The sequence below is a fragment of the Bacteroidota bacterium genome (assembly GCA_016706255.1).
Lineage (GTDB): Bacteria > Bacteroidota > Bacteroidia > Chitinophagales > BACL12 > UBA7236.
Genome location: JADJJZ010000006.1, coordinates 896,152 through 915,767, shown reverse-complemented (window position 1 = coordinate 915,767; position 19,616 = coordinate 896,152). Strand labels below are relative to the sequence as shown.

General features: G+C 37.7%; 20 protein-coding genes and 1 tRNA gene. 10 read left to right on the top strand and 11 right to left on the bottom strand.

The annotated features are described in order from the left end of the window. Positions 1-100 precede the first annotated feature (100 nt). The 4 genes from IPI65_12590 (at position 101) to IPI65_12575 (ending at position 5,131) form a co-directional block, all read left to right on the top strand. A complete protein-coding gene (locus IPI65_12590; protein ID MBK7442352.1) occupies positions 101-2,305 on the top strand; it encodes a S46 family peptidase in 2,205 nt (734 codons plus the stop codon). 88 nt (positions 2,306-2,393) lie between these two features. Further along, entirely contained in the window at positions 2,394-3,692 is a 1,299-nt protein-coding gene (locus tag IPI65_12585; protein MBK7442351.1) for a T9SS type A sorting domain-containing protein, read from the top strand. A 368-nt stretch (positions 3,693-4,060) separates the two neighbouring features. Further along, positions 4,061-4,474 carry an OsmC family protein gene (locus IPI65_12580; protein ID MBK7442350.1) on the top strand — a complete coding sequence of 138 codons (414 nt, stop codon included), beginning with the start codon at positions 4,061-4,063 and terminating at the stop codon, positions 4,472-4,474. Positions 4,475-4,519: 45 nt separating this feature from the next. Beyond that, the gene (locus IPI65_12575) at positions 4,520-5,131 is read left to right on the top strand and encodes an NAD(P)-binding domain-containing protein (protein ID MBK7442349.1); all 612 of its coding nucleotides are present in this window, start codon (positions 4,520-4,522) and stop codon (positions 5,129-5,131) included. A 72-nt stretch (positions 5,132-5,203) separates the two neighbouring features. Here the strand turns inward: IPI65_12575 and IPI65_12570 are convergent, their stop codons facing one another. Beyond that, complete coding sequence (locus IPI65_12570) at positions 5,204-6,190, bottom strand: FTR1 family protein (GenBank protein MBK7442348.1); 987 nt, start codon at positions 6,188-6,190, stop codon at positions 5,204-5,206. A gap of 174 nt (positions 6,191-6,364) precedes the next feature. Between IPI65_12570 and IPI65_12565 the strand changes: the two genes are divergently transcribed. Beyond that, complete coding sequence (locus IPI65_12565) at positions 6,365-7,954, top strand: S41 family peptidase (GenBank protein MBK7442347.1); 1,590 nt, start codon at positions 6,365-6,367, stop codon at positions 7,952-7,954. Between the two features lie 66 nt (positions 7,955-8,020). On the opposite strand, the gene IPI65_12560 is transcribed toward IPI65_12565, so the two are convergent. The 3 genes from IPI65_12560 to IPI65_12550 form a co-directional block, all read right to left on the bottom strand. Further along, complete coding sequence (locus tag IPI65_12560; GenBank protein MBK7442346.1) at positions 8,021-8,266, bottom strand: hypothetical protein; 246 nt, start codon at positions 8,264-8,266, stop codon at positions 8,021-8,023. Positions 8,267-8,320: 54 nt separating this feature from the next. Further along, positions 8,321-9,634 carry a ribosome biogenesis GTPase Der gene (gene der / locus IPI65_12555; GenBank protein MBK7442345.1) on the bottom strand — a complete coding sequence of 438 codons (1,314 nt, stop codon included), beginning with the start codon at positions 9,632-9,634 and terminating at the stop codon, positions 8,321-8,323. Positions 9,635-9,679: 45 nt separating this feature from the next. Beyond that, positions 9,680-9,752 (bottom strand) — tRNA-Met (locus IPI65_12550). 114 nt (positions 9,753-9,866) lie between these two features. On the opposite strand from IPI65_12550, the gene era reads away from it, so the two are divergent. Beyond that, the gene (gene era, locus IPI65_12545; GenBank protein MBK7442344.1) at positions 9,867-10,748 is read left to right on the top strand and encodes a GTPase Era; all 882 of its coding nucleotides are present in this window, start codon (positions 9,867-9,869) and stop codon (positions 10,746-10,748) included. Between the two features lie 79 nt (positions 10,749-10,827). Here the strand turns inward: era and IPI65_12540 are convergent, their stop codons facing one another. Beyond that, positions 10,828-12,369: an OmpA family protein gene (locus tag IPI65_12540; protein MBK7442343.1), complete on the bottom strand. Its 1,542-nt coding sequence runs from the start codon at positions 12,367-12,369 to the stop codon at positions 10,828-10,830. 181 nt (positions 12,370-12,550) lie between these two features. On the opposite strand from IPI65_12540, the gene trxB reads away from it, so the two are divergent. The 3 genes from trxB to bshB1 all read left to right on the top strand — a co-directional run bounded on the left by trxB (position 12,551) and on the right by bshB1 (position 14,834). Continuing rightward, on the top strand, positions 12,551-13,483 hold the full coding sequence (trxB, locus tag IPI65_12535) for a thioredoxin-disulfide reductase (GenBank protein ID MBK7442342.1): 933 nt from the start codon (positions 12,551-12,553) through the stop codon (positions 13,481-13,483). A gap of 93 nt (positions 13,484-13,576) precedes the next feature. Continuing rightward, positions 13,577-14,098, top strand: a complete 522-nt coding sequence (locus tag IPI65_12530; protein MBK7442341.1) for a glutathione peroxidase — start codon at positions 13,577-13,579, stop codon at positions 14,096-14,098. A 19-nt stretch (positions 14,099-14,117) separates the two neighbouring features. Beyond that, positions 14,118-14,834 (top strand): bacillithiol biosynthesis deacetylase BshB1, encoded by a 717-nt coding sequence (gene bshB1 / locus IPI65_12525; GenBank protein MBK7442340.1) that lies wholly within the window; start codon positions 14,118-14,120, stop codon positions 14,832-14,834. Between the two features lie 73 nt (positions 14,835-14,907). Here the strand turns inward: bshB1 and rplS are convergent, their stop codons facing one another. From rplS to rpsP, 4 genes are all read right to left on the bottom strand, one after another. Continuing rightward, a complete protein-coding gene (gene rplS, locus IPI65_12520) occupies positions 14,908-15,267 on the bottom strand; it encodes a 50S ribosomal protein L19 (GenBank protein ID MBK7442339.1) in 360 nt (119 codons plus the stop codon). 65 nt (positions 15,268-15,332) lie between these two features. Then, the gene (trmD, locus tag IPI65_12515; GenBank protein MBK7442338.1) at positions 15,333-16,013 is read right to left on the bottom strand and encodes a tRNA (guanosine(37)-N1)-methyltransferase TrmD; all 681 of its coding nucleotides are present in this window, start codon (positions 16,011-16,013) and stop codon (positions 15,333-15,335) included. An 18-nt stretch (positions 16,014-16,031) separates the two neighbouring features. Beyond that, entirely contained in the window at positions 16,032-16,538 is a 507-nt protein-coding gene (locus tag IPI65_12510) for a hypothetical protein (GenBank protein MBK7442337.1), read from the bottom strand. Between the two features lie 7 nt (positions 16,539-16,545). Further along, complete coding sequence (rpsP, locus tag IPI65_12505) at positions 16,546-17,127, bottom strand: 30S ribosomal protein S16 (GenBank protein MBK7442336.1); 582 nt, start codon at positions 17,125-17,127, stop codon at positions 16,546-16,548. A 187-nt stretch (positions 17,128-17,314) separates the two neighbouring features. Here rpsP and IPI65_12500 point away from each other — a divergent pair, with 187 nt between their 5' ends. Then, a complete protein-coding gene (locus tag IPI65_12500; protein ID MBK7442335.1) occupies positions 17,315-18,664 on the top strand; it encodes a chloride channel protein in 1,350 nt (449 codons plus the stop codon). On the opposite strand, the gene IPI65_12495 is transcribed toward IPI65_12500, so the two are convergent. Together IPI65_12495 and IPI65_12490 are read right to left on the bottom strand one after the other, a co-directional pair. After that, the gene (locus IPI65_12495; GenBank protein ID MBK7442334.1) at positions 18,665-19,258 is read right to left on the bottom strand and encodes a sulfotransferase domain-containing protein; all 594 of its coding nucleotides are present in this window, start codon (positions 19,256-19,258) and stop codon (positions 18,665-18,667) included. Continuing rightward, on the bottom strand, positions 19,231-19,611 hold the full coding sequence (locus IPI65_12490; GenBank protein ID MBK7442333.1) for a hypothetical protein: 381 nt from the start codon (positions 19,609-19,611) through the stop codon (positions 19,231-19,233). The genes IPI65_12495 and IPI65_12490 overlap by 28 nt, the downstream gene beginning before the upstream one ends. Between the last annotated feature and the right edge of the window lie 5 nt (positions 19,612-19,616).

The following is a 19,616-nucleotide window of genomic DNA, read 5'->3' as shown; positions in this document are numbered from 1 at the left end:
TATCAGGCAGCTTTGGCTGCCTTTTTTTATGTACTGCAATGCTTTGAGGCAATTGTTTGCTAACTTCGCGCTCGATTTCTTTAATTAAATTACTAATATCATGATACAACGTAAATTAAGTTTTTATGCCATGGCCGTAGTATTATTTTTTGCTACTGCCATAAAACCTGTGCAAGCAGGCGTTACACCTGATGAAGGTATGTGGCTCGCAAACCTCGTTCGCCAGCTCAATTACGATTATTTAAAACAACTCGGACTCGAAATTTCTGCCGATGATATTTACAGCACCGAAAAAGTAAGTTTAAAAGATGCTGTTGTACAATTATATGAAGGCGGAGGTGGATTTTGTACCGGTGAATTAGTATCACCAAACGGTTTAATGTTTACCAACCATCACTGTGGTTTTGAAGCTATTGTTTCTCAATCTACACCTGAACATAATTATATTGATGATGGTTTTTGGGCAAAAAGTTATGCTGAAGAATTACCAATTCCGGGCTTAGCTATTCGCATTTTACAGGATGCACTGAATATTACCGATTCAATTGTTCCGCAAGTGGAAGGTTTGGATATGGCACAACGCCGCGCAAAAATTACCGAAATTCAAAACCGCATTATTGCGCGTTACACTGATCAAGGTTATTCTGCAGAAGTTAAAGCCATGTTTTACGGCAATCAGTTTTATGTGTATTTATATAAAGTGTATAATGATGTGCGTTTAGCAGGTGCACCACCATCATCAATCGGAAATTACGGTGGTGACACCGACAACTGGATGTGGCCACGTCATACCGGCGACTTTAGTATTTTCCGTATTTATGCTGACCAGTCTAATAATCCTGCAGAATATAGCACAGATAACGTGCCTTACAAACCAAAAAATTTCCTCAAAATTTCATTGGAAGGATATAAAGAAGGTGATTTCACCATGATCATGGGTTTTCCGGGAACAACACAACGTTATTTGACCAGCTATGGTATGGATGAAATTATGAACCGCAGCAACCCTGCTCAGGTTGATGTATTTCAGGCTGTTACTGATGTTATGAAACGTGAAATGGATAAAGATGAAGTTGTTCGTATTCAATTAGCTGCTGATTACGCGCAATTAATGAACGGATTAAAATTGTATAAAACACAAGTAACCGGAATGAATAGAATGGATGCTGTTGCTATTAAAAAAACACAGGAAACAGAATTTATGAAATGGGCTAAATCGCAAGGCACCAAAACACAGGAACAGTACGAAACGATGTTTAAAAATTTCGAAACGAATTATCAGACTTTAAGCACAGTTAGTACTGAACTATATTATAAATATTATTCAGTTGTTTTATTACCTACCGGAAATTTTGCCGTTGCGTTAAATGATATTGAATCTTTATTTGGTGATGAAGCTGTTACAGGTGATGCTAAAACACAAGTAATAGATGGTGTTAAAGAAGCTGCAGATGGTATGTGGGAAAGTTTTAATTACAATACCGAATTAAATAAAACCATTGCCTTATTAAACTTAATGCATAAAAATCTGCCGGCTGAAAAACAACCGCAAATTTTAAAAGACATTCTTGCCAATACTAAAGGTGCAACACCTGAAGAAAAATTTGATACATGGGCAAAAAATGCATTTGCAAAATCAGTGTTTACCTCTAAAGAAAAACTGGATGCCTATTTAAATAAACCAAGTGAGAAAAAATTAAAAAAAGACCCTTTATACAATTATTATATTGCATTATACGGAGAGGCGCAAACAGTGCTTGGTACATTCAGAGCTACAAATGCTGAAATAAGTAAACTGGAAAGAGAATACACAGCAGCATTAATGCAAAAAGATCCAAAAAAATTGTTTTATCCTGATGCAAATTCAACACTGCGTTTAACTTACGGAACCGTACAGGATTACGAAGCACGTGATGCTGTGCATTATCACTGGCAAACTACCATTGATGGTGTAATGGAAAAACGTGATAATAAAAATGCAGAATTTGTTGTTCCGCAAAAATTATACGATTTATATGTTGCCCGCGATTTCGGTCGTTATGCCGATAAAAGCGGAACTGTTCCGGTATGTTTTCTTTCGAACCTCGATATTACAGGCGGTAACAGCGGTAGCCCGATTATGAATGGTAAAGGCGAATTAATCGGCCTTGCATTCGACGGCAATTTTGAAGGAACACCTGGCGATTATATTGTCGACCCGGATTTAAATCGTACTATTTCAGTTGATATTCGCTATGTATTATTTATCATCGATAAATTTGCCGGCGCAAGCAACCTGATTAACGAACTTAAAATTGTGCGATAATCTTAATAACCTAATTTAATAAAAACCGGCCTCGAGCCGGTTTTTTTATTTAAACCACTTCGTGTATATTTGATTAAAATAACGAACCATGCGTTACATCACACTACTTTGTTTTTACCTGTTATGCAGCACGTCTATATTCGCACAAATTCAATGTGCAAACGATTCAACCGGGCTCATTCCGCTTGTTGATTTAAAAACGGGATATTATTTAGGCGTTTATCAGGGCGGATTATATCCGAATGGGAAAAATGTTCCTCCAAATGCACATTTGAAAAAAGGGTTAAAAATTGCAAAATCAATTAAACCTTTAGATACATTAGGTAATGTAGATTATGCCAACGGAAAAATTGTATTGGCAGGATTTGGCGGTTCAACCACAGGTGAGCCATTTAATCACTTAATTGAAATTGTTAATGGAGATATTACTTTAAATCCATGCTTAAAATTGGTTAACGCAACCAACAGCGGTGAAGGTATGGAAAGTATGAATGTTGATCACCCGGATTATTGGGATTATATTGAAGATAACCGATTAACACCAAAAGGCATTACACCTGAACAAATTCAAATTGCCTGGTTATTTAATGGTTCACGCGCAGATACCATTTTTGATATGCCTGCTTATCGCGACAGCATTGAAAAAAAAGTTCAGCTTGCACTTGCAGCGATGTTAATTGAATATCCGAATTTAAAATTGGTTTATGTTGGCAGTCCTTATTACGCCGGTTATGCAGATCCTACCTATGAAATGTATACTTCCATACATGAGCCCGGTTCTTACCGCTGTGGTTTTGGATTTAAAGCGGCAGTAGAAAAACAAATAATGGGAAATCCAATGTATAAATATACTGATCCGGGAAAAGTTGTTCCATATATGACATGGGGGCCGTATTTATGGACGGATGGAAATATACCACGTGATTACGATGGCTTGTTTTGGGATTGTGAAGATGATTTTCGTGTTGATGGTGGTGGCTTTCATTTAAATGGAGCAGGCAAAGATAAATTAGCAGATATATTAAACGATTTTTTTAAAACTGATACCTTATCAGAAATTTGGTATAACGATGGACCCAAATGGGTAAGTTGTGGTGATGGCCGTTATGCTGATGGAAATATTTATTCGCCTGCTGCAGAAAATAATGATGCGGTTAATTTATATCCAACCATTAATAATGGTATTTTTTCTTTAGAATTACCTGAATCGGAAAGTAAAATCGTAATTACCATAACTAATAACATGGGTAGTATTATTTACAATAATACGGTAACTGAAATGCCGGTATTAAATGTACATCTTGCCAACATAGCTAATGGCATTTATTATTGTAAAGTGCAAATTGAAAACAATATGGTGATTAAACAATTTATTGTTAGCGATTAAAGTTTATTTTAATGAGTGATGAACGATGAATAATGAGTGGTTTGGGATAACCTAGGCAATTAAGTTTATTTAATTTCCATTAAACTAAAATTGTACATTTTTATAACAGCCATAACCACGAAGGAACAAAGGCCGCGAAGATGCACGAAGATTATTATACAATTTTCTTAGCGTTACTTAGTGGCCTTAGCGACTTTGCGGTTTCGGCTGTTTAATGCGTTTTGAAAATGAAGGGTTTATTGAAAACGAGGGAACTAATTTTATTTGATTTTCGCTTAAATAACACTGAAGGCTGATTCTTTCAAGTTTCAGCTTGCAACCACTACCTTTGCAGGGCATATTCATAACTAATTAAAAAAAAATATAAAATGAAACGTAACGCTACAGCCGTTTGGAACGGCACAGGAAAAGAAGGATCAGGACATCTTTCAACACAATCGGGAGTATTAAATCAGAACCAATATTCATGGAGCACCCGTTTTGCTGATGGCATCGGAACAAACCCTGAAGAATTGGTTGCTGCTGCACATGCAGGATGTTTTAGCATGAAATTGAGTTTTGTGCTCGGAACTAAAAATTTAACTCCGGAAGCCATTAATACAACTTGTACCATCACCCTCGACAACGGTGCCATTACTAATGCACATCTTGAAGTATCTGCAAAAGTACCGGGAGCAAATGTGGAATCGTTTACCGAAGCTGCAGAAGAAGCAAAATTGAACTGTCCGATATCTAAATTGTTAAATACAGAAATTACCATGACGGCAACGTTGTTGGCATAATTTTCGACAATTCAATTTTAAATTCAATTATCCCAAACCCAATTTATGCGAATTACAATTTTAGGAGCCGGAAATATCGGTCTGGCAGCAGGAACCAAATGGAAAGCGAAAGGTCACGATATAACCTTTGGCGTGCGCGACCCTCAAAGTCAGAAAGCATGGAATGCCATTAGTATTGGCGCCAAAGTAACCACCTTTCAGGAATCAATGGTTGATGCTGAAGTAGTTTTAGTGGCCATCCCTTTTGGCGTGGCCGATGAAGTGCTTAAAAGCATCGATGTTGAATGGGAAGGAAAAATCATAATAGATGCCACCAATCCGATTTCGGTGAGCACAGAGCCGTTTGAATCCGCATTGGAAGCAATAGGTGCATGGACCGGTAGTGCAGATGTTGTAAAGGCTTTTAATACAACCGGCGTTGGCAATATGATGAATCCTGAATATGATGGAAAAGCAATTGAAACATTTATTTGTGGAGATGAAATTGAATCTAAAAAAGTAGTTACACAGCTTGCAATGGATTTAGGATTTCGTGTTGTTGATGTAGGTGGTTCAGAAAATGCTGTGTTATTAGAAAACCTCGCTAAATTATGGGTAACCATGGCTTATAAATTAGGTAAAGGGCCCAATTTTACATTTACAATTGTAGAAAGATAATTTAAAGATTTACAACAAATAAAAAACGCTGCAAAAATTATTCTGCAGCGTTTTTTTATGCCTGAAAATATTTTATTTATATGCTTTTCGCCAGATATAAATTCCGAAACTTAAACTGATTAACCATAAAATAATTTCCATCCAGGTAGGGCTGGAATTATATCCAAGTAATCCTTTTAAAAACGAACCGATTAATCCGCTGGCATTTAACATGTGAATATTTACACCACAATCTTCATCGTAAATATACATACCTCCTAAAGGTGCATTACTAATTTTATTTTTAAATATATCGAAAGCATATTCGTGTTCTTCCTCTTCTTCCGCTTCAGTTGAAACGGCGCTGGTATTAAGTGGTACAGCGTGTTCCAGCAATTCGTGACAATCTTCTTTACCTTCCATTTCTTCAGTAGACGCAGCAGCAGTTTCATGTTCTTCATGTTCACGATATTCCATATATTCATGAATTTCATGAGTGCCATAAGCAATCATCCCCGCAGCAAAAAATACGAGTAATAATGATGTCCATTTAAAAAACGGACGCAGTTGCACTTTCTTGCCCTGCACAACAATCATGTAGCCGATTAATATGGCAAGAAGAACGCCACCAAAAAATCCGATGTAAGAAAAACTTTTATCAATGCCGGTACTGGCTACTAAAAATAAAGCAGTTTCAAATCCTTCACGCAAAATGGAAAAAAATACTAAAAAGAAAATCCCCCATTTACTACCTTCCGATAATGTACTTGTAGTTTGTTTTGTAATCGCATCGCGGCTGGCTAAATTTTTACTCATCCAGAATATCACATAAAAAAGTAGTGCTGCTGTGATATACATAAAAATACCTTCCAATAACTCTTTAAATGCATCACCGGCCTGTTCCAGCACTTCATACAACCCAACACCAATTATTGCTGATGCCGCTACTGCTGAAAACACACTCAACCATAACATTTTTACCTGACTCTGATAACCATTGCGGATAATTACAACGTAAATGATACCAACTATCAGAGCTGCTTCAAGACATTCGCGAAACGCGATGATGAATTCATTCATAAGTATTAATTATTGTTAATTATTTAGAACAATTCTAAACTGGTGCAAACTTACTACACTACCTTTGTTGGAAAAAGCGTTAAAGTCTGTTCCACACATAATACCGTAAAATAGGTATGCACATACAATGTGGCTCAGATGTAGTTATTTTGCATAAAAATTTAAACTTTTCAGGTGAACAACAGATATTTATTACCACTCGGATTTGCTGCAGTTTTGGCATTTGGAGTGCTCATTGGGGTTAAAATAAGCCCTTTTGCCTCAGGCAGACCAACATATGCCACAGAAAGTACCTCCAACCAGCGAATCAACGATATTCTAAATTTTATCAGTCAGCGCTATGTTGATTCACTAAACGTTGATTCACTGATGGATAGTTTTGTTGCCGATTATCTGAATAAACCGGAAACAATTGATGAGTTATTCAAAAAACTCGACCCGCATTCCAGTTATATCCACAAAGAAGACCTGGTAGGATTTAATGAAGAACTAGATGGCAATTTTGATGGTGTCGGAATTGAATTTAATATCGTAGACGATACCATTTTGGTGGTTGCTGTATTGAGTGGTGGACCTTCTGCAAAGTTAGGTATACTTGCCGGCGATAAAATTATTAAGATAGATGACAGTACTGTTGCCGGAATAAAAATCATCAGCGAAAATGTCATTAAAAAATTGCGTGGAAAAAAAGGCACCGAAGTTAAGGTGATGATAAAACGCGGCGGCGAAAAAAACCTGTTGCCATTTACTATTGTTCGTGATGTAATTCCAATTACGAGTATTGATGCTGCGTATATGGTGGATGATAAAATCGGATATATTAAAGTAAATAAATTTTCAGAGAAAACACCAATCGAATTCGACGATGCATTAATGACTCTGAAAAGTTCAGGAATGAAAAACCTGATTTTGGATTTACGATTTAATCCCGGCGGTTACTTAACCGGTGCTGTTGCTTTAGCAGATGAATTTTTAGCAGGCACACCACTAATTGTTTATACTGAAGGAAGAGCAGTTGGAAGAAGTGATTACAACGCCGGTAAAAATGGTTTATTTGAAAGTGGAAATGTTGTAGTACTCATTAATGAATATTCCGCATCTGCAAGTGAAATATTAGCAGGTGCTTTACAAGATAATAAACGCGCTAAAATAGTAGGGCGCCGCAGTTTCGGAAAAGGTTTGGTACAACAGGTTTACGACCTGAACGACAGTTCTGCCATTCGCCTTACCATTGCACGTTATTACACACCATCAGGCAAGAGTATTCAACGCCCTTACGATGAAGGTGTTGATGCTTATTACGAGCAATATTTAACTATTATGATGAACGGTGGTGAATTGCCGGACAGTTTAAAAGAAAATAAAAAAATAGACTGGGGTATTCATCCTGATGTTTATGTTCCATTGGATACATCACCGGTAAATCAAACATTAAATTATTTATTGAACCGCTCATTAATTCAGCAATTCAGTTATTCTAATTATGCTGCTAACAGTAAAACATTTTCTGATTTTATCGATGTAAATGATTTTACAAATAATTATAAAGTGAGTGATGCTTTATTTCAAAAATTTGTTCAATATGTAGGTGTGCATGATACTGATAAAGCTGTAACAACTGCTGAAGTAAATGCAGCACGCGAAAAAATAGAAATTGCCATGAAGGCATATATTGCCCGACAAAAATGGGGCGACAATGGTTTTTATGCCAACATGAATAAACTGGATGATGCGTTTATAAAAGCAGTTCAGGAAGTGAAATAATTTTGTTTAACGACAATAAAAAACCCCGACTTTAATCAAGTCGGGGTTTTGTTTTTTAGGTCTTAATTATTTTTTTGTAGCACTTTCAACCTCAGCATCATCAACATCAGTTCCGAATAATTCATCATCCGATTCCTGATTTAAAACTTCGTCAACTTTAGCTGCATTGTCGATAGATTCTGATGCACCTGTTTCTACCTGGGTAGTTAAGGTATCTACATCAGTTCCTTCGCCACCATCAGCTTTGTTTGATTTACAGGCAACAAAACCCATGATTACGAGGGCGATAGCGAAATAAGATACTTTTTTCATTTTGTTTTGATTTTGTTTAGTGGTATTATGCAAAATTATAAAAAATTACAACGCTTACTTCTTTCTGAAGAAAATGTTTACCGGTGTTCCGGTCAGCGAAAAATGTTCTCTCAACTGATTTTCGAGGTAATTTCTGTATGGTTCACGAATATCGTTCGGAAAATTGGTAAAAAACACGAAAGTAGGCACCTGCGCAGGCATTTGGGTTACATACTTGATTTTGATGTAATTACCCCTTACTGCTGGCGGGTGATAATTTTCTAAAGCAAGCTGCATCACCTCGTTCAGTTTGGAAGTGGAAATTTTGAGGTGTTTATTTTCATACACCTGTAAAGCCAGTTCCATTGCTTTAAAAATGCGTGTTTTTTCTTTTGCAGAGATAAATATGATTGGCACATCGCGAAATGGTGCAATTTTTTCGCGGATTACTTCTTCAAAACGCAACAGGGTATTGGTTTCCTTTTCAATCATATCCCACTTATTCACCAATATCACTAATCCCTTTTTCTTCTTTTCAATCATTTGCAGAATAGCCATATCCTGACTTTCTATGCCGGTATTGGCATCTACCAGCAATAAACAAACATCACTTTCATCTACTGCTTTAATTGCCCTGATTACCGTATAAAATTCCAAATCTTCTTTTACCGATGCCTTTTTACGGATACCGGCTGTATCAATCAGAATAAATTCCTTTTCAAACATCTTGTAATGCGTGTGAATGGCATCACGTGTAGTTCCGGCAATATCTGTAACTAAAGTGCGTTCCTGGTTGGTTAAGGCATTCAGCAGCGTTGATTTGCCAACATTCGGCTGACCAACAATTGCAAAACGGGGTAAACCTCTTTGTGCAGATAACAAACTCGAGTCTTCATCCTTAATTTCAGCTGTAATGGCATCCAGAATTTCACCCGTTCCGCTTCCGGTGATAGAGGAAACAAAAAAGATATCTTCAAACCCTGCAGCATAAAACTCGGTTGCAGTAAGCTGTCTGGTGCTATTGTCCACCTTATTCACTACAACAAAAACCTTTTTATCGGTTCTGCGTAGCATTTTAATTACATCATCGTCAAAATCGGTAATTCCGGTAGTAACATCCATCATAAAAATGAGTAATGAAGCCTCATCGATGGCAATTTGCACCTGGCGGCGAATTTCCCGCTCAAATACATCTGAACTGCGGGCAACAAACCCACCGGTATCAATAATATCGAAAACTTTACCATTCCAGTCTACAATGCCATAATGGCGATCACGGGTAACCCCGCTTATATCATCAACAATGGCCTGGCGTTCGCCTGTAAGCCTGTTGAACAGGGTTGATTTACCTACGTTAGGTCTTCCGATAATGGCAACAGTAAAACTCATCTTTCAATTAAATTAAAAAGGCCGGAAATTTCCAGCCTTTCGTTGTAGCGGGGACAGGACTCGAACCTGTGGCCTTCGGGTTATGAGCCCGACGAGCTACCAACTGCTCCACCCCGCGATATATCTTTTATTAATAATAATCTATTTCAGAACGAGGTGCAAAGATACAGCTAAATACCGACTTTACATAGTATTTGTCAAACTAAGTAGGATAATACCGTAATTTTGACCCATGGCATTTAAAGCAGGCTTTGTAAATATTATAGGTAAACCCAATGTAGGAAAATCTACTTTGATGAACGTTTTGGTGGGCGAAAAGTTGTCGATTATTACACCAAAAGCACAAACTACCCGTAAACGCATTTTAGGTATTGTTTCTAACGATGATTGTCAGATTGTATTTTCTGACACACCCGGAATTATCGACAGTCCTGAATATAAATTACATGAATGGATGAACGGTCAGGTGGAAACTGCGCTCACCGATGCCGATATTCTTATTTTAATGACCGACCCTTGGGATAAACTCGATGAGCAACACAAAATAATTGAACAAACAAAAAAACTCACCACTCCTGTTTTAATTGTTATTAATAAAATTGATACCATTACTACAGCGCGATTAGGCGAATTTTTGCATAAATGGAATACCATTTTACCGGGCAAAGAAGTAATTCCGATTTCTGCATTGGAAAAGAAAAATACAGATGTATTATTTAACAGCATCACAAAATTATTACCTGAACATCCGGCCTATTTTGATAAAGATGAAATTACCGACCAAACTGAACGATTTATTGCTGCAGAAATAATTCGCGAAAAAATATTTATGAATTATCAGCAGGAAATTCCTTACAACGCTGAAGTTAATGTTGAAGAATATAAAGACAAGGGTCATTTAATTGCCATCCGAGCAGTAATTTATGTTGGACGCGATACACATAAATCGATTATTATCGGCAAAGGCGGCGCGGCAATTAAAAAGGTTGGAACCGAAGCCCGTATTGACATTGAGGCTTTTACCGAAAGAAAAATATTTTTAGAATTATTTGTTAAAGTAAAAGAAAACTGGAAAAATGAAGACCGTACATTAAAATATTTTGGTTATAATTAATTCCTAAAAATATCGCAATAAAAAAAAAGGTAATGTCATCGTTCGATAACATTACCTTTTTTATTTAATGAAAATAAATTTATTGTTGTTCTACCAGTTTAATTTCAACGCGGCGGTTTTGTGCGCGGCCGGCTGAAGTTTTATTATCAGCAATTGGTTTTGATTCACCATAACCGATAGATGTTAATCTGGATTCAGCAATACCTTTAGAAACAAAATATTTGCGTACTGCTGCTGCACGTTTATCAGATAATTCCTGATTCATTTTATCTTCACCCTGATCATCAGTATGTCCTTCAATTGACCATGAAGTGGAAGGATATAATGTCATAATGCTAACAATATTATCTAATGTTGCATACGATGATGGTTTAATTACATCACTGCCTGTTTCAAACTGAATTGATTTCGCAGCGTAATTAATTTTTTCAATAATTTTTTTCTTTTCGGTTTCATCAATTACCGGACAACCACCATTTACTTTTAATCCCATTTTATCCGGGCAACGATCGTCAATATTGGCAACACCATCACCATCACTGTCGGGGCAACCTTTTAAAGCAACTTCTCCCCTTTCTTTAGGACAACGGTCATCTTTATCAGCTATGCCATCACCATCTGAATCAGGACAACCACCAAATTTGGCAAGACCTTTTTCATTTTTACAGGCATCATCCAAATCAGCAATTCCATCGCCATCGGTATCAGGGCATCCTTTAAATTCTGCAGCACCTTTATCCTGAGGGCAGCGGTCATCTTTATCGGCAATACCATCGGCATCTGTATCGGGACAACCATTAAATGCCACTAAACCTTTTTCTGTAGGGCAACTGTCGTCTTTATCGGCAAGGCCGTCACTATCTGAATCGGGGCAACCATTAAACAATGGCAAACCGGCATCAGTAGGGCAAGCATCCAGTGCATCTGTAATACCGTCGTTATCAGTATCAGGGCAACCCTGGAATAACGGAATACCGGCCTTATCAGGGCAATTATCTTCCCAGTTTGGAATGCCATCACCATCATTATCTGCTCCTTTACCGAAACGAATTACCATTCCGATGGAGTGATGGGCATAATCAATTCCATTGTCGTTAAACTGGCGTACATAAGCCGATTGGAAGTTAAATCCGAACAATGGAGTTACCCATAAATCGGCACCGATACCCAATTTTCCTTCCGGAAAAAATGTAACCGCATCAGGTTCATCGTTTTCAAGATAATTTCCGCCAACAGCGCCAAAAATGTACGGCGCAAAGCAACTGTTTTCTTTTAATATATAACCGTTGGCAAGCTGGTAATTTAAATTTAATTCACCATCCAGAAATAATGCGGAACCGGAAGCACCTGTTCTTGGGTTTACAGATATAGAATTTATAGCTAATGCTGCACCAAGTGAAAATGACTTGTTGAGTGTTCCGCCAAAGGTGTAACGACTAACCACCCAGCCGGTTTCAATGTCTGCAGTATCAAATAAATCTTTAAAATATGATTCAGCTTCAGCATTGTAGTCAACGATGTTGGTGCCAAAACCAAATTTAAACGGGTGATCAGCATTTTGTGCCCGTAAGGCTGTGAATCCCAGCAGCAGGACAATTAAAAGGGAGTAACGCTTGTTCATAATTGTTGATTTTTTGGGTTAAATTAGAAAGATAAAATTATGTTAATTTTTTATAAATATGTGACATCACAAATGAAAGTTTTGCACCGTTATTTTTACTTGGTGAATAATGACAATTTCGTTAAAATTTCTGCTCATCTTGTATAACTTTGCACACCCTTATATTTATCAATAATTAGTTATGGAAAGAATTAAATGTCTCATTATCGGCTCAGGACCAGCCGGTTATACTGCCGCAATTTATGCTTCACGTGCAAACCTGAAACCGGTAATGTACACCGGAATTGAACCTGGTGGTCAGCTCATGCAAACTACCGATGTAGAGAACTTTCCGGGTTACCCTACAGGTATTATGGGGCCTGAAATGATGGAAGATTTTAAAAAGCAGGCTGAACGTTTTGGTACTGATATCCGATTCGGCATCGCCACAAAGGTGGAGTTGAAAGGTGATGTAAAAGTGGTAACCTTTGATGATAATTCTTCAGTTGAAGCTTATACCGTAATTATTGCAACAGGAGCCAGCGCAAAATGGCTGGGTCTGGATTCAGAAAAAAAATTAAATGGAAATGGTGTAAGTGCATGCGCAGTTTGTGACGGATTTTTCTTCCGCAATCAAAATGTAGCATTAGTGGGTGGAGGTGATACTGCCTGTGAAGAGGCCATGTATCTTTCAAAATTATGTGCAAACGTACATATGTTAGTGCGTAAAGACCATTTCAGAGCAAGTAAAATAATGCAGGAAAGGGTTTTAAATACGCCGAATATTCATATTAACTGGAATACCGAAACAGTGGAAGTACTTGGCGACCAGGTAGTTACCGGTGTAAAAATTAAAAATATTTTAAGTGGTGAGATGAAAGAAATTGCCATTACCGGATTTTTTGTTGCAATTGGACATCAACCGAACACCGGAATTTTTAAAGGTCAGATAGATATGGATGAACAGGAATACATTGTTACAAAAAGTGGTTCTGCAAAAACAAATATTCCTGGTGTTTTTGCTGCGGGCGATGTTCAAGACCGTCATTATCGTCAGGCGATTACAGCTGCAGGATCAGGCTGTATGGCTGCTTTAGACGCAGAACGTTATCTGACCGAAAAAGGAATTGATTAATGCGATTAATTTATTAATGCTGAATTTGAGAGCAATTATTTTTTATAAACTTTTATTCTACAATTTTGTTTGAATAGATATAATTCAATAATAGTGGACAATACAATATATCAATTCAAATTTATTACTACTTCAGGTAAAGAAATTACTACACCAGAATTAAGTGGGAAAGTAGTTTTAATTGTTAATACTGCAACTAAATGTGGTCATACACCACAATTAGAAACGTTAGAAGCATTATATCTAAAATATAAAGAAAGTGGTCTACTTATTTTAGGTGTTCCTTCCGATCAGTTTGCACAGGAACCACTGGAAGGTGAAAATATTTCAGAATATTGTAGCATTAATTACGGTGTAACTTTTCCGATGTTGCAAAAAACGCCGGTGCGCGGAGAACATGCACATCCGGTATTTACTTTTTTTGCTGATGAGAAAAAAAATGGCAAAATAGCTTCTACCCCAAAATGGAATTTCTATAAATATTTAATTGGTCGCGACGGAAAAGTAATTGATTACTTCTGGACCTATAGAAAACCGGACAACAAAAAAATTATCCGTGCAATTGAAAAAGCACTTGCCGAAAAGCCTGTTGCCGCTATTCCCGTAATCGCATAATTAAACTTATTTTTGCGGCATGAAGTTAGACATGCTTGCCTTTGGCGCTCATCCCGACGATGTGGAATTGAGTTGCAGCGGTGCTATTTTATCATATACCACAACCGGAAAAACGGCAGGTATTATTGACCTCACCCGCGGCGAAATGGGTTCGCGTGGCACTGTTGCCATTCGTGCTGCTGAAGCCGAAGCTGCACGCGAAATTTTAGGCTGCTCCATTCGCGAAAACTTAGGACTTGCAGATGGCTTGTTTGAACACAATACAGCTTCGATTATGCAGATTGTTACCATGATTCGCAAATATCAACCAGATATCATTTTTTGTAATGCACCTGAGGATCGTCACCCCGACCATGGCAAAGCAAGTAAGCTGGTAGAAGAAGCTGCGTTTTTATCGGGACTCATTAAAATTGAAACAACAATTGATGGCGTGGCACAAAAAGCATGGCGTCCGCGTGTAGTTTTAAAATACATTCAGGACCGTTGGTTAACGCCTGATATTATTATAGATATTACACCGTTTTGGGAAACACGGATGGAAAGTATCAAAGCACATAAATCGCAATTTTTTGACCCCAACAGCAATGAGCCTGCAACGTATATTGCCTCTAAAAACTTTTTTGATGGTATTGAAGCACGTTCCCGCGAAATGGGCCGCTCTGCGCAATTTGCCTACGGTGAAGGATTTATCAGCAGCAGAATTTTAGGCATAAAAGACCTGAGTGGAATTTATTGATTTCGGTACATGAAAAAATCCCAGTTCTTTCGAACCGGGACTTCTGATATACATATAATCACGACAGATTATCTTATTGAGTAACTGCAGATTTTGCTTCTTTAATTCTTGCAGATTTTCCTTTTAAACCACGTAAGTAGAAAATTTTAGCTCTTCTAACTTTACCGATTTTGTTCACTTCAATACTTTCGATATTTGGTGAAAATAAAGGGAAAATTCTTTCTACGCCAACGCCGTTAGAAATTTTACGAACGGTAAAAGTTTGGGTTCTACCCTGACCTTTACGTTGTAATACATCGCCTTTGAACGCCTGTATCCTCGATTTATCACCTTCGATGATTTTGTAATTTACTGTAACGGTATCACCTGCTTTAAATTGCGGAATTTCTTTTCCGGCAATGAGGTCTAATTCGAGCGATTTTATAAAGTCCATAACCTTATTTTTTTAAAGTGGACTGCAAAGATAAGTCGATTTCGTGGTATTACCAACTTTCTGCATTAGTTTTCATGTAGCAAATCGGGGCGGCGTTCCCGGGTTTTTTCGAGGGCTTTTTCATGCCGCCAATCCTCAATTTTGGCATTGTGACCGCTTAAAAGCACCTCAGGAACCTCCCAGCCGTTAAATGATGCCGGTCTGGTGTATACAGGCGGTGCCAGCAAATCGTCCTGAAAACTGTCAAAAAGAGCCGAAGTTTCATCGTTCAAAACACCCGGCAATAATCTGCCAAGGGCATCAACCATTACTGCTGCGGCTAATTCACCTCCGCTCAACACATAATCGCCAATGGAAATTTCGCGGGTAATGAGGTGTTCACGCACACGTTCATCTACCCCCTTATAATGACCGCAAAGCAGAATGATATTGTTTTTCATCGATAACTGATTCGCCATTTTCTGATTAAAGGTTGCACCATCAGGCGTCAGGTAAATAACTTCATCAATAACCCTATCTTTTTTCAAAGCATTGATACAGTTAAAAATGGGTTCAACCATCATAACCATTCCTGCACCGCCACCAAACTGATAATCATCTACCTGCTTATGATTGAAGGTAGAATAATCGCGCAAATTCACCACATTTACTTCCAGCAAACCCTTTTCGCGGGCGCGTTTCAGAATGCTGTGTTCAAATGGTGACACCAGCAACTCGGGTAATACCGTAATGATATCTATGCGCATAGTTGTCCAATTTTGGTATTATAATTCAATTAAGCCTTCAGGCAAACGGGTTTCGATAGTACGTTTATCTTCATCCAAAAGTACAATCATATCATCATGCAGCGGAATCATGAGCTGTTTTTCCCGCAAATTTATCTCCAGCAAAAAATATTCACCCATATCAATGGAACCGGTAACAGGTCCAAGTAAACCATAGTTTACATCGGTCACCACAAATCCAATCCATGGGTCGTCGTCCTCTTCTTCTTCTGAATCGATATAAGTTTCCGGCCCAAAAACGGGTTTTTTGGTAAACCGGTCCGCCTCTTCTTTATTCGATAGTTCTTCCAGCAAAACCAGGGCATCCCCGTTTTTGAAATAAGTGATATCTGCAATAAAGTAAGGTATTTGGTTGCCTTTTATAAAAAAGTAAAGAGCTTCCTGTGCAGAAAGCTCTTTAATATTTTCAGAAAACGCGATTCTGAGATGTCCCTGAACGCCGTGCGTTTTAATAACGTAACCGATTTCAACCAGTTCGTTGGCCACGGATGAATTATTCGTTAGTTGTTTCCTCAGTTGTAGCTTCTGTATTTTCTGCTACGTTTTCTACTTCAGCAGTTGCTTCTTCAGTAGTAACTTCGGCAGCTTTAGCAGCAGCTTCGGCAGCATCGGCAGCTTCTTTTTCAGCAGCGGCTTTTTTAGATGCTTCTTCTAGGCGTTTGTTGTTGATACGTGCAATTTCAGCAGCTTTTTTAGCAGCTTCACCGGCTTCAACTTTTTTCACGTGATCCATTACTGAACCTTCGTGTGTTTTTTGCCATTCTACAAATTTTTCTTCAGCAACTTCCATTGTGAATGAACCTTTGCTAACACCACGTAACAAGTGTTTTTTGTATAAAACACCTTTGTAACGCAAAATTGCTGTAGCCGTAGTAGTAGGTTGAGCACCTTTCTGGAGCCATTCTACTGTTTTGTTTACATCAATAGTGATTTGTGCAGGAACTGTTGTTGGATTGTAGGTTCCAAGGCGCTCAATAAATTTACCGTCGCGTGGTGAAGTCACATTTGCTACCACAATATGGTAGAAAGGCGCTTTTTTTCTACCGTGACGTTGTAATCTGATTTTAGTTGCCATGTTAAAACATGTTTTTTTAGTTAAAAAAATGTCTCAGAATCAATCCCGATAAACGGGAGGTTTGAGATTGGGGTGCAAAGATAAGGATTTTGGTACATTTTTCATAACGAATGCTTACTTTAGCCCCTTACAGGCAATGAAAAATTCCGGTCAACAAATATCTGAAAACGCTATCCGGCTGCTAAAAATGCACGAAAAGCTGATCAGTTATTTCCAAAAATACCTCAACGACAAGCAATTTGTCATTATTTCGGGGGTGTTGATTGGGATAACCTCAGGCTTAGCTGCTATTTTGCTCAAAGCAATGGTGTTTTACATCAATGCTTTTTTGTTTTCAGAAGTAAGTGCGGGTTATATTTCAGGCTATGTGTATGCGCTTTTCCCTTTGGCAGGGTTGCTGGCAACAGCCATGATTGTACACTATCGGTTTAAGGGAAATATTGGCGGCGGCAACAGTGCCATCATTTATTCCATTAAACGAAAAGAAAGCAAATTGCCTTTTCACCTCATGTATTCGCATATTTTAACCAGTGCTATTACGGTGGGCACCGGTGGATCAACAGGATTAGAAACACCAATTGTTACTACAGGTGCCGCAATAGGTTCCAATTATGGCAAAACCTATAAAGTAACGCCCGAAGAAAGAACAATTATGGTTGCCTGTGGGGTTGCTGCCGGTATAGCTGCAACATTTAATGCACCCATTGCAGGTGTTTTATTTGCGGTAGAAGTACTAATCAGTGAAATTACAGTTGTCGCATTTATTCCCATTTTAATTGCAGCAGCATCCGGTGCTATTTTGAGTGATATCATTTTAAATGAACAGGTACTTTTAAGTTTCGATTTATTGGAGCCGTTTAATTATAAAAATGTTCCGTTTTATGTTTTACTCGGATTAATTGCAGGCGTTGTTTCTGTTTATTACATCCGCACATTTATGCTAATTGAATCGTGGCTGAAGCGCGTGAAACAAAAATATTATATCCAGAAAGCCATTTTCGGTGGATTGTTATTAGGCGGTTTAATTTTATTATTTCCGCCACTTTTTGGAGAAGGATATATTTCAATAAAAAACATTTCCGATTTAGACCCGGGTTCATCATTGGCAGGAAGTATTTTAGACAGCAATTTTCACGACCCATGGGTACTGATATTATTTTCGCTTATTATATTATTACTTAAAGTAGTGGCGACAGGAATTACATTAGGTAGTGGTGGCAATGGCGGAAATTTTGCTCCGTCTTTATTTACCGGTGCTTATTTGGGATATACATTTGCTTCCATATTAAACCTCACCGGCTTATTTAATGTGCCGGTCGCCAATTTTACCATCGTAGCCATGGCCGGAATTTTAAGCGGCATCTTTCATGCACCACTTACCGCTATATTTTTAATTGCAGAAATTACAGGAGGTTACGATTTAATTGTTCCGCTCATGATAGTATCGGCGCTGAGTTTTGCCATCTCAAAAAACTTATTTGAATATTCGCTCGATGGTGTGAAACTGCGCAAACTCATGGAACAAAAACCGGAGTAATTATTTTAACCAAGCAGATAAATCGCGGTTAATTAATTTCGATAATGCTGTAATATCTTCCCGATAATAATTAATCAGATAAGTTTTTTCAGCTTCGGTAATGGTTGGGATATTATTTTTTGTGTAGATTAATCCTTTAATTTTTTCTTTTAACTCAGGCGAAAATATTTTTTTCACCAAACCATAAACACCAATTTGTGTTAACCAGTAATTCAATTTTCCAAATCGTGGCATTCCTGCTTCATTAAAACGTTGCGACATGTCTAATTGGTAATTCGCATCTACATGTAAAAAAGAAAACAAATCGGCCATAGTGCTTTTTGCATCTTTTTTAAAATCGTCAAATAAAATTACTTTTATCTGTTCCGGTGAAAATGTGTCGTAATAACGTTTAACCTGTTCGAAATAACTACCCACTTCCAAATATAAATGACTTACACCCCATCCTTTTATTGCTTTTTTCTGGTCGGCAGCTATCTCTTTCAGTAAATCTTTTTCTGTAATTTTTCCCAATTTCAAATTCATAAGGTATTGGGAGAATAATCGTTCTACCGGATTGCGCAATATCATAACAATTTGAACATCGGGCAACATATTTTTAATTGCTTTGGGGTAGATGGCAAATAGAGATAAGAATTACTTACTTCGCCTATCGCTTTTTCATTTTTTACATCGCGATATAATTTTTGATATTGATCGGGTGTGCGGACATGGGCTATATGGATTTTTTTATCCATTGGCCCGTCAAGATATTTATCCAGATTCACATTTACATCCTGACGATAATCTACATTAAAGTGTTCGAACAGCATATCGGCATCGCTAAAAAAATTGGTTTCTTTAACGGGTGACATAAACACTTCCGGATGCATTTGTAAATATTCATGCAGTGAAGTAGTTCCTGCCTTAACAGCTCCAACAATAAGGAATGTAGGTAATTTGGACATGCCGG

Excerpts from the sequence above, each read along its gene's own strand:
- trmD (MBK7442338.1), bottom strand. The coding sequence starts at position 16,013 with ATGCGCATAGATATCATTACGGTATTACCCGAGTTGCTGGTGTCACCA.
- IPI65_12570 (MBK7442348.1), bottom strand. The coding sequence starts at position 6,190 with ATGAATGAATTCATCATCGCGTTTCGCGAATGTCTTGAAGCAGCTCTG.
- IPI65_12590 (MBK7442352.1), top strand. The coding sequence starts at position 101 with ATGATACAACGTAAATTAAGTTTTTATGCCATGGCCGTAGTATTATTT.
- IPI65_12495 (MBK7442334.1), bottom strand. The coding sequence starts at position 19,258 with ATGTTGCCCGATGTTCAAATTGTTATGATATTGCGCAATCCGGTAGAA.
- IPI65_12490 (MBK7442333.1), bottom strand. The coding sequence starts at position 19,611 with ATGTCCAAATTACCTACATTCCTTATTGTTGGAGCTGTTAAGGCAGGA.
- IPI65_12575 (MBK7442349.1), top strand. The coding sequence starts at position 4,520 with ATGCGAATTACAATTTTAGGAGCCGGAAATATCGGTCTGGCAGCAGGA.
- IPI65_12585 (MBK7442351.1), top strand. The coding sequence starts at position 2,394 with ATGCGTTACATCACACTACTTTGTTTTTACCTGTTATGCAGCACGTCT.
- era (MBK7442344.1), top strand. The coding sequence starts at position 9,867 with ATGGCATTTAAAGCAGGCTTTGTAAATATTATAGGTAAACCCAATGTA.
- IPI65_12580 (MBK7442350.1), top strand. The coding sequence starts at position 4,061 with ATGAAACGTAACGCTACAGCCGTTTGGAACGGCACAGGAAAAGAAGGA.
- trxB (MBK7442342.1), top strand. The coding sequence starts at position 12,551 with ATGGAAAGAATTAAATGTCTCATTATCGGCTCAGGACCAGCCGGTTAT.
- rpsP (MBK7442336.1), bottom strand. The coding sequence starts at position 17,127 with ATGGCAACTAAAATCAGATTACAACGTCACGGTAGAAAAAAAGCGCCT.
- IPI65_12560 (MBK7442346.1), bottom strand. The coding sequence starts at position 8,266 with ATGAAAAAAGTATCTTATTTCGCTATCGCCCTCGTAATCATGGGTTTT.
- IPI65_12540 (MBK7442343.1), bottom strand. The coding sequence starts at position 12,369 with ATGAACAAGCGTTACTCCCTTTTAATTGTCCTGCTGCTGGGATTCACA.
- bshB1 (MBK7442340.1), top strand. The coding sequence starts at position 14,118 with ATGAAGTTAGACATGCTTGCCTTTGGCGCTCATCCCGACGATGTGGAA.
- rplS (MBK7442339.1), bottom strand. The coding sequence starts at position 15,267 with ATGGACTTTATAAAATCGCTCGAATTAGACCTCATTGCCGGAAAAGAA.
- IPI65_12500 (MBK7442335.1), top strand. The coding sequence starts at position 17,315 with ATGCACGAAAAGCTGATCAGTTATTTCCAAAAATACCTCAACGACAAG.
- der (MBK7442345.1), bottom strand. The coding sequence starts at position 9,634 with ATGAGTTTTACTGTTGCCATTATCGGAAGACCTAACGTAGGTAAATCA.